Source organism: Kribbella sp. NPDC055110 (assembly GCF_053607525.1).
The window spans coordinates 92,242-103,745 of sequence record NZ_JBSGTS010000023.1 but is presented as its reverse complement, the minus strand read 5'-3'; the positions used below and the strand labels follow the sequence as shown (position 1 = coordinate 103,745).

10 protein-coding genes are annotated in these 11,504 nt (G+C 69.7%); 5 read left to right on the top strand and 5 right to left on the bottom strand.

What is annotated here, in order from left to right:
• Positions 1-9: 9 nt before the first annotated feature.
• Positions 10-1,791 (top strand): S9 family peptidase, encoded by a 1,782-nt coding sequence (locus ACWF0M_RS29255; RefSeq protein WP_452238936.1) that lies wholly within the window; start codon positions 10-12, stop codon positions 1,789-1,791.
• Here the strand turns inward: ACWF0M_RS29255 and ACWF0M_RS29250 are convergent.
• The 3 genes from ACWF0M_RS29250 to ACWF0M_RS29240 form a co-directional block, all read right to left on the bottom strand.
• On the bottom strand, positions 1,763-2,674 hold the full coding sequence (locus ACWF0M_RS29250; RefSeq protein ID WP_452238935.1) for a S66 peptidase family protein: 912 nt from the start codon (positions 2,672-2,674) through the stop codon (positions 1,763-1,765). The two genes, ACWF0M_RS29255 and ACWF0M_RS29250, sit on opposite strands and share 29 nt — an antisense overlap.
• A gap of 10 nt (positions 2,675-2,684) precedes the next feature.
• Complete coding sequence (locus ACWF0M_RS29245; protein ID WP_452238934.1) at positions 2,685-5,996, bottom strand: phosphodiester glycosidase family protein; 3,312 nt, start codon at positions 5,994-5,996, stop codon at positions 2,685-2,687.
• 96 nt (positions 5,997-6,092) lie between these two features.
• The gene (locus ACWF0M_RS29240) at positions 6,093-6,752 is read right to left on the bottom strand and encodes a response regulator (protein ID WP_452238933.1); all 660 of its coding nucleotides are present in this window, start codon (positions 6,750-6,752) and stop codon (positions 6,093-6,095) included.
• 165 nt (positions 6,753-6,917) lie between these two features.
• On the opposite strand from ACWF0M_RS29240, the gene ACWF0M_RS29235 reads away from it, so the two are divergent.
• From ACWF0M_RS29235 to ACWF0M_RS29225, 3 genes are read left to right on the top strand one after another with little or no spacing between them, the layout of a single operon-like run.
• The gene (locus ACWF0M_RS29235; RefSeq protein ID WP_452238932.1) at positions 6,918-7,460 is read left to right on the top strand and encodes a hypothetical protein; all 543 of its coding nucleotides are present in this window, start codon (positions 6,918-6,920) and stop codon (positions 7,458-7,460) included.
• 28 nt (positions 7,461-7,488) lie between these two features.
• Entirely contained in the window at positions 7,489-8,640 is a 1,152-nt protein-coding gene (locus ACWF0M_RS29230) for a sensor histidine kinase (RefSeq protein ID WP_452238931.1), read from the top strand.
• Between the two features lie 5 nt (positions 8,641-8,645).
• On the top strand, positions 8,646-9,785 hold the full coding sequence (locus tag ACWF0M_RS29225; protein ID WP_452238930.1) for a sensor histidine kinase: 1,140 nt from the start codon (positions 8,646-8,648) through the stop codon (positions 9,783-9,785).
• Between the two features lie 36 nt (positions 9,786-9,821).
• Here the strand turns inward: ACWF0M_RS29225 and ACWF0M_RS29220 are convergent, their stop codons facing one another.
• Entirely contained in the window at positions 9,822-10,145 is a 324-nt protein-coding gene (locus tag ACWF0M_RS29220) for a rhodanese-like domain-containing protein (protein WP_133783548.1), read from the bottom strand.
• A gap of 102 nt (positions 10,146-10,247) precedes the next feature.
• Here ACWF0M_RS29220 and ACWF0M_RS29215 point away from each other — a divergent pair, with 102 nt between their 5' ends.
• Positions 10,248-11,084, top strand: a complete 837-nt coding sequence (locus ACWF0M_RS29215; RefSeq protein WP_452238929.1) for a hypothetical protein — start codon at positions 10,248-10,250, stop codon at positions 11,082-11,084.
• Here the strand turns inward: ACWF0M_RS29215 and ACWF0M_RS29210 are convergent.
• Entirely contained in the window at positions 11,058-11,501 is a 444-nt protein-coding gene (locus ACWF0M_RS29210) for a DUF2871 domain-containing protein (protein ID WP_452238928.1), read from the bottom strand. The two genes, ACWF0M_RS29215 and ACWF0M_RS29210, sit on opposite strands and share 27 nt — an antisense overlap.
• Positions 11,502-11,504 lie beyond the last annotated feature (3 nt).

The following is an 11,504-nucleotide window of genomic DNA, read 5'->3' as shown; positions in this document are numbered from 1 at the left end:
GAGGATGACGTGGTGCTGCTGACAACGTTGTTCTCTCTGCCCACCGCCATGGCCTTGGACGTCGACGACGAGGGCCGCATGCTGGTCCTGTACGACGGCACCGGCACTCGCCAGGTCAACGAGGTCGACCCGGACGGGACCTGGCGCGCACTCACCGATCTCGACGACACCTGCCGCGGGGCCCGGTTCGTTCCGGGCAGCAACCGCGTGGTCGTCGAACACGACACCGGCGGCGACGAGCGCGGTCAGCTCTCGCTGCTCGACCTCGACGAAGAGGGTCTGCCTGCACTGACCCCACTCGTCCACGACGCCGAGTACATCCACCACCTGGTCGCAGCCCGCGCCGGCAGTGTTCTCTACACGACGAACCGCCGCAACGGCGTCGACTTCGACCTGGTCACCCACGACCTGGCCACCGGCCGTGAGACCGTCCTGTACGACGGCGGCGGCTGGGTGATGGGCGTCAACCCGTCGCCGGACGACAAGTGGGTCGTGCTGTCCAAGGCGAGCAGCCCGGCGAACTCGATGCAGTTGCTGCTGCTCGACACGTCGAGCCGGTCCGTCACCGAGCTCACGGCGGAGGACGCCCACAACGACCAGGGCCCAGTCGCCTGGCTGCCCGATTCGTCAGCCTTCCTGGTGTCCAGCAACGCCGACCGCGACCGGATGGCCATCCGGCGGTACGACGTGGGCGATGCGGCGTGGAGCGATCTACTGGTGGACGACGCGCGCGATCTCGCGGGGTGGCCCTCACCGGACGGCGAGCACCTGTTGGTCGGCGTACTGGAGGACGGGGAGGTCACTCTGGCGCTACACCGGTTGGAGGACGGGTCGGCGATTGCTCCGCTCGGCCTGCCCGCCGGTGGTTGCGCAGGACTGTTGTACGCCACACCGGATCCGATCTGGTCGCCGGACGGCTCGTTCGCGGCGATCACCTACAACTCCCCGGTCGTCCCGCCGACCGTGTACCGGTTCGTGCCGGGCGGTGAGCTGACGGCGCTGCGCCCGGTGGAGGTTCCGGCCGAGCTGGAGCACCCGGAGAGCCTCCGCGTTCCGTCGTTCGACGGAGAACAGGTGCCGGTGTTCGTGTTCCGGCCGACTGGTCAGAGCCTGGGGTCCACGGTGGTCCACGTGCACGGTGGCCCGGAAGGCGCCGCGATGCGGATCTGGAGCCCGATCATCTCGGCACTGGCCGGTGAGGGACACACAGTCGTCGTACCGAACGTCCGCGGCTCGGCCGGCTACGGCAAGCGCTGGTACTCGCTGGACGACCGCCAGTTGCGACTGGACTCGGTGAAGGACCTGGCCGCGATCAACGCGTGGCTGCCGACGATCGACGGCGACCCGAAGCGCGCCGCGCTCTGGGGCGGTTCGTACGGCGGGTACATGGTGCTGGCCGGTGTCGCGTTCCAGCCGGACCTGTGGGCGGCCGGCGTGGACATCGTCGGAATCGCTTCGCTGGTGACGTTCCTGGAGAACACCTCGGACTACCGGCGGTCGATGCGGGAGCGCGAGTACGGGTACCTGGCGACGGACCGGGAGTTCCTGGAGTCGGCGAGTCCGCTCAGCCGCGTCGACGACATCCGGGCGCCGCTGTTCGTCATCCACGGCGCCAACGACCCACGGGTCCCGTTGTCGGAGGCAGAGCAGATCACGGCCGCTCTGACGCAGCGCGGCGTACCGTGCCAGCTGCTGGTGTACCCGGACGAGGGCCACGGTCTGGCCAAGCTCACGAACCGCCTGGACGCGTACCCGCAGGCGTTCAGCTTCCTGCGAGACCACCTGGGGTGAGCACTGCTGCGGTCGCGTCGAGCCGTACCGGCAGTCCCAGCGGTACGGCGAGGTTCAGCGCCTCATGCCCGATCGCCGCACCCTCCACCATCGGTACGCCGAGTGGCTCGAGCCGCTCGCGGATGGTGTCGTCGAGCCCCTCGCCGCCGTTGCTGAAGTCACCGACGACCAGACCGGTCACCTGCTCGAACCACCCGGCGCGCAGCAGCTGAGTGAGCAGCCGGTCCGCCTGGTACGCCTCCTCGTTGACCTCTTCGAGTACGACGACACCCACTGGCGGCGCGTACGTCGGCGTACTGATGCTTGCCGCCAGCAACGCCAGGTTGCCGCCACGCAGTGGGCCCTCGGCGACGCCATCGACCACAGTCCGCGCCCCAACTGGTGCCAGCAGATCAGTGACGGTCTCCGGCTCGAACAGGAGCGCCCGCAACCGCTCACGCCCCGCATCCGTCTCCAGCTGCTCCACAGCAGCAGCCATCGGCCCGTGGACGGTCACGAGACCACGTGCGTTCAGCGGCTCGTGCAGCGCGGTGATGTCACTGAACCCGACGAACCACTTCGGTACGGCGACCAGCTCGTCCACGTCGACGTAGTCGAGCATCCGCTGCACGCCGTACCCGCCACGGGCGCAGAACACCGCGGCGTACCGCGGATCGAGCCAGGCGTTCCGCAGGTCCTCGGCACGTGCCTTGTCGTCGGCCGCCAGGTACTTGAACCGCTCGTGCCCGGCCAGCACCGACGGCATCACGTCCACGTCGAGTCCCCAGGACCTGAGGTGGGCCACGCCGGCGTCGAGCCGCGAAGCATCCACCCGCCCCGACGGCGCCACCACAGCAACCCGGTCCCCGCTCCGCAGCCGCTGCGGCACCACCACGTCAGTCACCGGGCCGACGCTACCAACCGACCTGCACCGTCGCGCTCTTGGAGACCCCGTTCACCGTTACGCCCAACTGGGCCGTGCCGGGGCGGAGTGCGCTCAGTAGGCCGGTCGACGGGTCGTAGGACGCGACTGCCCAGAACGGCGCGGTCTTCGCAGGGCCGATGTGCAGCGTGGACGAGCCCCACCAGTCAGCCGACACCGGGAACGCCACCGGCACGCGGCGGCTGTCCTGGACGACCGTGGCAGACGCAGGAGCCGACTGGCCTCGCTGGAGGCTCTCAGGAGCAGCCAGTTCGAGGGAGTCGACGTGGGGGCGGAGCTCCACCTGGAACCACGGCTGCGCCGACGGGCGCGCGGCGATGCCGACCAGCGCCCACCCGGTGAAGCCGCCGGCGTCCGGTGCCGCGGCGGGGCTCTTGCCGGAGTTACCGGTGAGCGGGAGCAGTACGCCGTCGGTACGGGTCGCGGCGAACGTGCCCGCGTGCGCCGCCATGTAGGCCGCACCCTTGCCGGTCGCGGCGCGGAAGTCGGCCAGCCACTTCACGATCATCGCAGCTTCCTTGCGGTCACCGAGCTGCGAGTTCTGCGTCGGCGACGGGTCGTCGATCGGGTGGTGTGCCATCACCACGACGTTCTTGATCGAGCGATCCTGCGCCGCGGAGTCGAGCTGCTTGCGCAGGTCGAGGATCTGGTCGAATCCTCCGGCCCGCAGCGATCCGAGCGACGAGTCCCGCAGTACGAACCGGGTGCCCAGGTGGTCGAACGTGCTGGTCGCGGTGCCGAAGACCTTCTTCCACTCGGACAGGTCGCCCGGTCCGTAGGTCTCGTGGTTGCCCGGCACGTAATGCACCGGCACCTTGCCGGCCACCTCCTCGTCGATGATCTGCTTGGCCAGCGCGATGTCCGGACCGAACGCGCGGTCCACGAAGTCGCCGTTGATCACCAGGAAATCGGGCTGCTGCGCGAGCGCCTCGCGGATCGTCCGGCGGGCCTGCTTCACGTAGTCCGAGTTCGGGTCGTCGGAGGTGAACTGCGCGTCCGACATCACCGCGAACCGCCAGCGGCCGCTCGTGGTGACGGTCCCGTCGGTGACGACCATCGGGTCGATCACCTTGGGCGTCGGCTGGAGAGTGACCGGCGGCGCGCTGCGGAGGGTCAGGTCGTCGACGACGATCCGGCCCGAGTACTGCCGGGTCGGCGAGGTCTCGACGACGTAGATCCGCCAGAAGCGCAGCGGCATCGTCAGCCCGGGCGGGATGTCCGCCTCGACGTACTTCCACCCGGTCCAGTCGACCGTCGGGGCCAGGTTGAGCGTCTGCGCCGTACCACCTGCCGCGTCGTACGCGTTGGCGCGCAGCCACGCGCCCTTGCCGTCGCCGTACACCCAGGCGCCGAGTTTCTGCGGCTGTCCCGGCAGTGTCTGCTGCGGCGTCTGCGAGAGGTACGCCGCTCGCGTGGCAGTGCTGCCCGTCAGCGAGTAGTCGAGCGCGATCGCCTGCCCGCCGTCATGCCCTTCCGCAGCCGACAGGGACGCGGTCGCCTTGCCGGCCGGTACGGCGTTCGCCGCCCACTTGGTGAGGTCGTCGAGCTCGTCGACCACTGTGCTGGCCAGACCGGAGGTGATGCTGAGCTGCGTGCTCAACCCACCAACTGTCGCAGTCACCACCGCCGACACCGCATCGTTGCTCAGGGCATTGACTTCGAATCCATTGCGTGCAGCAACGATCTTCACGAGCGCCGGATCGTAGCTGAGCTTGACGTCGCGCGGCTCGATCCAGGTGGAGAAGCCGTCGGCGTCGTACCCGTCGACCTCGAAGAACCCCTTCGTGGTGGAGTCGGCGAGCGATACCTGGCGGGTCGAGGGGGCGAGGCGGGTCGGCGTACCGAGGACTGTCATCGGGAACCTTCCGTTCGCCGCGCCACGGGTCGCGGTGACGATCGCGTCGCCGGCGCGGCGGCCGATGACCACACCGTTCTGGTCGACGCGGACGTTGCTGCCGGCGTACCAGAACGGCGTACCGGTCGCGGGCGCGTAGGTCTCGTCGTAGCCCGTGGCGCTGAGGACCCGGCTGAGTCCGGTGAGCACGCGGGAGCTGCGGGAGAGGTCGGCATCCTGGTCGGCCTCGGAGGTCCCGGTCGCCTCGACGCGGAAGCCCTTCAAAACACCCGATCCCTTGACCGGGACCAGGCCGAGTCCGTTCGGGATCAGCCGTTCGCCGCCGTCGGACGGGTCGTTCACAACCTCCGGCGCGGCCTTGCCCGGGGTCCGGGCGAGCATCGTCGAGGAGCCGCCGCCGTCCAGGTTGAGCGCGTCGTCAGCACCGAGGCTGATCATCAGCTGGCCCATTTCCTTCAGCGACAGGCCCCGCGAACCGGTGGCCCGGCCGTCGACGGTGAGCAGGATCATCCGGCTGCCGGCAGCGTCGAACCCGATCGCGGTACGCGGCGCGAGGTCGGCGTCCGGCACCGTGTCCGGGACCTTGCCGTCCGTCGCGAGCTGGTAGTTGCCGCTGACCGCGGCCGCCACCTGGCCAGCGTCCTGGCGCAGGCCGTACTCGACGGCGACCTTGTCGCCCACCTGAAACGCGGCGAGCGCGTCGGCGCCGGCCTCGCGGCCGATCAGCGCCTGCTCCCCAGCAGCCAACGGGGCGGCGGCCGGAGTGGCGGCCGACGAGACGACCACACCGTCGCGAAGGATCACCTCGCGCACGGTCGGCAGGCCGTCCACGGTCCGGGTCCGGGCCGCGTCGCCCCACTCCGGGGTGTAGAGGCCGATACCGCCGGCATTGACGGTCGGCGAGTTGAGGTTGGTCAGCTCAAGCTTCGTCGCACCGTCAACAGCCGTCCCTTGGAGGAACAGCTGGGCGATCTTGCCGAGGCCGTCCTTGCCGATCACCGCGGTGTCGTTGTGGCCGGCGGCGGGCGCGTTGAGCAGCTTGCCGCTCTGCTCGACGCCGACACCGAGTGGCGCGGTGGTGTCGTTGATGTCGAAGAAGTCGCCGTTCACGCCGGCGATCGCGCCCTTGCGGGCGAGCTGCTGGCTGAGCGGCTGACCGCCGGACACCTTTCCGCCGTTGTTGACCAGGTCGACGGTCACGCCGTGCTTGTCCAGGTCGGTGTCGAGGATGTCGCCGCGCTGCCAGCCCTTCGCGTCCAGCCGCTCGAACGACGTGTAGTTCACGCCGGGCGCCACCGGGCTGTCGTCACGCGACGTCAGTACGCCGGTCTCGGCGATCGCGGCGTCCGGGATCCCTGTGGTCTGTCCGAGGGCCGGATTGACGAGTACTCCTGCGAGCAGGCCACCGGCGCCTACCGCTGTGGTCAAAGCACGGACGATCGACACAGGAGCCTCCCCAACGGACGGACAGCTGTGACAAACTAACGTCTCACGGTCCGAATCGGAAGGTCTTTCACCTACTGTTCAGCGGCGGTTGGCGAATCCGGTCTCGTACGCCACCACGACGGCCTGCACCCGGTCCCGGACCCCGAGCTTGGTGAGCAACCGGGCGACGTGCGTCTTCACCGTCGTCTCGGCCACCACGAGCTCGGCCGCGATCTCCGCGTTGGACAGTCCGCGGGCGATCAACCGCAGTACGTCGAGTTCGCGCTCGGTCAGCGCCTGCAGTTCCGTCGGCACGCCGTGGGCTGCGACCGGCTCGACGAAGCGCTCGACCAGCCGCCGGGTGATCGCCGGTTCGATCAGCGAGTCACCGGTCGCGGCCGCGCGGACGGCGGCGATCAGCCGGGTCGACGGCGAGTCCTTGAGCAGGAATCCGGCCGCGCCCGCCCGCAGCGCGCGGTAGACGTACTCGTTCTGGTCGAACGTGGTGAGCACGATGATCGTCGGCGGATCCGGCTGCCGGCGGATCTGCTCGGTCGCGGACAGGCCGTCCAGCTCGGGCATCCGGATGTCCATCAGGATCACGTCCGGCGCGGCCAGCTGGGCCTGCCGGATGGCCGCCGTACCGGTGTCGGCCTCGGCGACCACCTCGATATCGCCCTCGGCCTCCAGGATCACGCGGAACCCGGTGCGGACGAGGGTCTGGTCGTCGGCCACCAGCACGCGGATCTTGTCAGCCACAGGCTGATTGTGCCCGCACTTCGGTCATCCGTGCGGCGGACGCGGGTCATCCGCACGGACGACGGCACCTCCGGACAATCGTCCTTGCGCCAGACGCGGGCGACAGCGGCCGAACCTACCTTCACGACATGGGGTCAGACGGACCCGGAGTGAGAGGACAAACCGATGAACGAGATCTTCAAGGGGATCCGGCCCCTCGACTACGTACTGGCCGGCCTGATGACGGCCGGGGGTGTGGCGCTCATGTACGAGAACACCGCATCTCTGGACTCGAGCCTGCCGCACCCGCTGTCGACGACGACCTGGGCGATCGTGCCGGCGTTCCTGCTGGTCACGCTGCCGATCCTGTGGCGGCGCCGCAACGTCCTCGCGGTCGTTGGCATCACGGCGCTCACCACGCTGGCCCACGTGATCGCGTTCGGCTGGCTGACTCGGTGCGGCGTCGTCATTCCGCTGGGCTTCGCGCTGGCGTACGCCGTCGCGCGGTTCGCCGGCTCCTGGCGCAACCAGGCGATCGGTCTGGTGGGCATCGTGGTCACCCAGCTCGTGATGCTGTTCCGCGACTCGTCGATCGACACGGTCGCGGGTGCGCTGGCGATCGCGCTCCCGGGCGTCGCGCTCTTCTACGGGATCGGCGTACTCGTGCAGAATCGAGTCACCAAGCGGTCCGGGGGGATCGCACCGGTGCACGAGCACACGGCCGCCTGAGCGGGATCGCTGGAGTAGGGAGCGGGCCATGATCTTCACAGGGATCAAGCTCCGCGACGGGGGGATCGCGGGCGGCCTCACCCTGCTCGGCGTCCTGCTGATGCTGGAGAACGTCCAGATGTCCGGCGCCCAGGTGCGCAACGCCATCGCGGAGGGATCGATGGTGCACGCACAGAGCTCGCACTCGCTCTGGATGATCCCGGTCTTCGCAGCGGCGACCATTCCGGTGCTGTGGTGGCGGCGAGGCATTCTCGCCGTCGCCACGGTCTCTGTGGTGGTGATGGGCTTGCACGACCTGCTGTTCGGGTGGGTGACCCGCTGCGGTGCGGGTCTCCCGCTCGCGTTCGTGCTCGCGTTCCTCGGGGCGCAGGCCGCCAAGCGGACGACTGCGTGGATCGTGGGCGGGCTCAGCGTCGTACTGACCGTGCTCGTGCTGGTGATCGACGCGACGACCGGCCCGGGTGCGGTCGTCCTGGCGTTGCCGATCGTGTGCATCGTGTTCGGAGTCGGGCTGGCGGCTCGTCGGCGTACGGCGCTGAACCGGGAGCTTGCGGAGCGCGAAGCGGAGCTGCGGCACTTGCGGGACGAACGGGCGGCGCTCGAGGTCGCGGACGACCGGGCCCGGCTCTCGCGGCAGCTCGACGGGTTGCTGCAGGAGCGGCTCGCCGACCTGACCACCGCGGCCGAGTCCGCGGACGGTCTGCCGGCCGCGGAGGCGAAGGCGGTGCTGGAGTCGATCGAGTCGGGCAGCCGCCGGACGTTGGACGACATGCGGCAGATCGTCGGGCTGCTGCGCGCGGACGACGTCGCGTTCGCGCCGACGCCGACGGTGGCCCACCTCGACACGTTGCTCGCACGACTCCGTACGGCGCATTCGCAGCTGGTCGTGACGGGTGACCCGCGGGCACTGCCTGCGACGGTGGAGCTTTCGGCGTACCGGATCGTCGAGCACCTGGTGACCGCGCTGGCTGATCAGGCTGACGCGCCGATCGTGGTGACGGTACGGTTCGAGGCCGACGCGCTCGAGATCCGGGTGAACGGGCAAGTGGGTGAGGCGGCCGCTCTGAAGGCAGCCGTGGCCCGTGCCAAGGAACGGGCGAAGTTGCTGGGCGGCTCGGTCGAGGTGAAGGTCACCAAGGGGCGGGCGGGCGCCGTCGCGCAGCTGCCGGTGGTCGGCTGAGTGACATGAACGCCGGACGCGGGCTCGAACGAGTGGGGATCGTGGTGCTGATCCTCGCGGTCATCGCCCTGCCGACAGCGATCCACGGCTGGCCCACGTCCATCGGTGGGAACCTCTTCACCGCGGGACTGATCGCGAGCGGGCTCACGCTGCTGTGGTGGCGGAGCCGTCCTCGGCTGGTCGCTGTCCTGGGCGGTGCACTCATGCTCGTGCCGGTCGTGCTCAACACCTACGGCTGGTTCCCGGACACCGCGTTCGCGATCCTCGCCTTGCTCACGCTGGTCGCAGCGCTCGGCTGGTCCGGACGGGCCGCGTGGGTGGTCGCGGGCGTGCTCGCGGCGTACCTGGCGACCCTTTGGGTGGTCCTCGGCGGCAGCATCGAGGTTCCGTTGGTCATGTTCAGCGTGCCGAGTTTCCTGGCCGGCACGGTACTGCGGTTGCACTGGGAGTCGGCCGAGGCGCTCGCGCGGCGCGGGCGTGAACTCGAGGAAGAGCGCGAGCTGTTCGCGGAGCTCGCCGTACGGCATGAGCGGGCGCGGATCGCGTCGGAGCTGCACGACATCGTCGGGCATGCGATCAGCGTGATGGTGATTCAGGCGGCGGCCGGGCAGCGGCTGGTCGACCGGGATCCGGTCGGGACGTCGCAGGTGTTCGCCGGGCTCGCGGAGTCGGCGCGGCAGGGGCACGAGGACCTGCGGCGACTGGTCGAGCTCCTCGGCGGGATGGAGGTCGGCGGTCCGGACCTGTCGCTGATCGAGGAAGTGGTGACCCGGGCGGCGCGGAGCGGGCTGGACGTGTCGTGCCGGTTCGAGGGCTCGCGCGACGGGGTGTCGGCGCCGGTGGCGCACGCGGCGTTCCGAGTCGTGCAGGAGAGCCTGACGAACGCGCTCCGGTACGCACCCGGCGCTGCGGTTCGCGTTGTGGTGACCGGCGCCGGACGGGATCTCACCGTTCGAGTGGAGAACGGCGATGCAGTCCAGCGGCAACCTCTGCTGTCCGGCACGGGGCGCGGGCTGGCAGGGCTGCGGGAACGCGTACAGGAGCTGGGCGGTCAGCTGGTCGCCGGGCCGGTTGCCGGCGGTTGGCTAGTCGAGGCAACGATGCCCGGCAGCGATCGCAGACGCTCCTGGGGTCGTCGCCGATGACCCCGTCGGTCGGGCCGGCGCGGCTTCAGCTCGTGGTCAGTTGGTGCTGACCGGGCGGCCGGAGGTCTGCCAGGCGTGCATGCCGCCGTCGAGGTTGATCGCCTCGCGGCCGAGCTGGTTCAGGAACTGGGTGGCCATGCCGGAACGTCCGCCGACCGCGCACACGCAGAGCACCTTCTGGTCCAGCGGCACCTCGCCGACCCGCTCCTGCAACTCGCCGAGCGGGATGTGCGTGGCGCCCTCGATATGCCCACGGTCCCACTCGTCCGGCTCCCGCACGTCGAGCACGAACGCCTCCGCCAGCAGGTCGTCGTCGAGCTCAGCCACCACGACCGAGGGAATCTCCTGGTTCCGGAACATGCCCCAAGCATGTCAGACCCCGGGGTACACGGTTGCCCGGAGTCCGGATAACACGTTGACACCGGGCGCCGGATTTCGGACCGTGGCTCGAAGGAGGCTGCGGTGGCACTGATTCAGGGGATCCCGGGGGAGTTCGAGCCGCAACCCTGGGGTGAGGCGATCCTGCGGACTCGTGAGCTCCTGCTGCTCCGGATCGCGTGCCGCCCGCCGGACCACGAGGTACGTCTGCCGGGCCTCGCCACCACGCCACGGCACGTCGTCGAGGACCACACCGGCAAGGCGCTCACCTGGCGCCGCGACGGTGACGACCTGGTCGTCCGCCTGCCGGAGGTCGGTGAGCCGCCGGTGGTCCGGGTCGCGCTGCAGGGAAAGCTGCGGATCGTCCCGCCGGACACCGTGACCGCGAACGCGGACGGCGTCTGGGATCTAACTCCGACCGGTACGCCGGCACACCTCGTCGCCCGCCGCGCCACCGATGTCTCCGTACGGTTCATCGGCCTCGTCGAGCCCGACAGCCAGCACCAGATCCGTTTGGAGGGTCGCAGGTACGGCGTGACCGGCCACGAGCTGACCCGGACCACCATCGGTCCGTTCCCGATGCCGGAACGACGCGTCGTTCCGCTGACGGTGCCGACCGGCGTACGGCGGGTGCTCGTCGCACCGGTCGGCACCGTGCTGGCCTCGATTCATCCCGGCCGCGACGAGATCACCGTGGTCGTGACGAACTTCGGCCGGATCCCGGCGCGCGGCGAGGTCGAACTGCCCCTGCCGTCGGGCTGGTCCGCGAGCGAGCAGGCCTGGGCGTTCGACGGCCTCGACCCGGGCCGATCGGTCGGCTGGGTGACACGGATCGCGGGTCCGGCAGGTGCGCACGAGCTGCGGGTGCAGCTGGAAGCGGGCCGCCGGTCGGCGTCATCGCCGTACGTCGTGCACCTCTGAGCTGGACGCCTCCTCCTTGGCGGGCAGGCACTTGCCGAGGTTGATGAAGAAGAAGATCAGGCCGAGGGTGATGGTGATGTGGCCGAGGCCGGAGATGCCGTCGAGGGCGGCGCCGGGCTCGTGGCCGAGCACCGTCATCATGCCGCGGAGAACCATCATCCCGATGGTGAGCGCGAGGCCCGCGTTGTAGACCCAGAAGAACGCGGTGAACAGGTTGCCCGCGGTCAGGGTGAAGAGCTTCTCGAGGGCGAGCACGATCAGGAAGAACAGCATGCCCAACGCAAGGATGTGCGTGTGGACGACGCTGAGCTGCGAGTCGCCGGTGAAGTCGTTCAGCTTGGTGAACTCGCGGTAGAACAACCCGCTGATCAGCCCGAGAATCATGTAGACGTGTGCTGCCACGTAGATCTTGCGCATGGG

Excerpts from the sequence above, each read along its gene's own strand:
- ACWF0M_RS29235 (WP_452238932.1), top strand. The coding sequence starts at position 6,918 with ATGAACGAGATCTTCAAGGGGATCCGGCCCCTCGACTACGTACTGGCC.
- ACWF0M_RS29230 (WP_452238931.1), top strand. The coding sequence starts at position 7,489 with ATGATCTTCACAGGGATCAAGCTCCGCGACGGGGGGATCGCGGGCGGC.
- ACWF0M_RS29225 (WP_452238930.1), top strand. The coding sequence starts at position 8,646 with ATGAACGCCGGACGCGGGCTCGAACGAGTGGGGATCGTGGTGCTGATC.
- ACWF0M_RS29220 (WP_133783548.1), bottom strand. The coding sequence starts at position 10,145 with ATGTTCCGGAACCAGGAGATTCCCTCGGTCGTGGTGGCTGAGCTCGAC.
- ACWF0M_RS29210 (WP_452238928.1), bottom strand. The coding sequence starts at position 11,501 with ATGCGCAAGATCTACGTGGCAGCACACGTCTACATGATTCTCGGGCTG.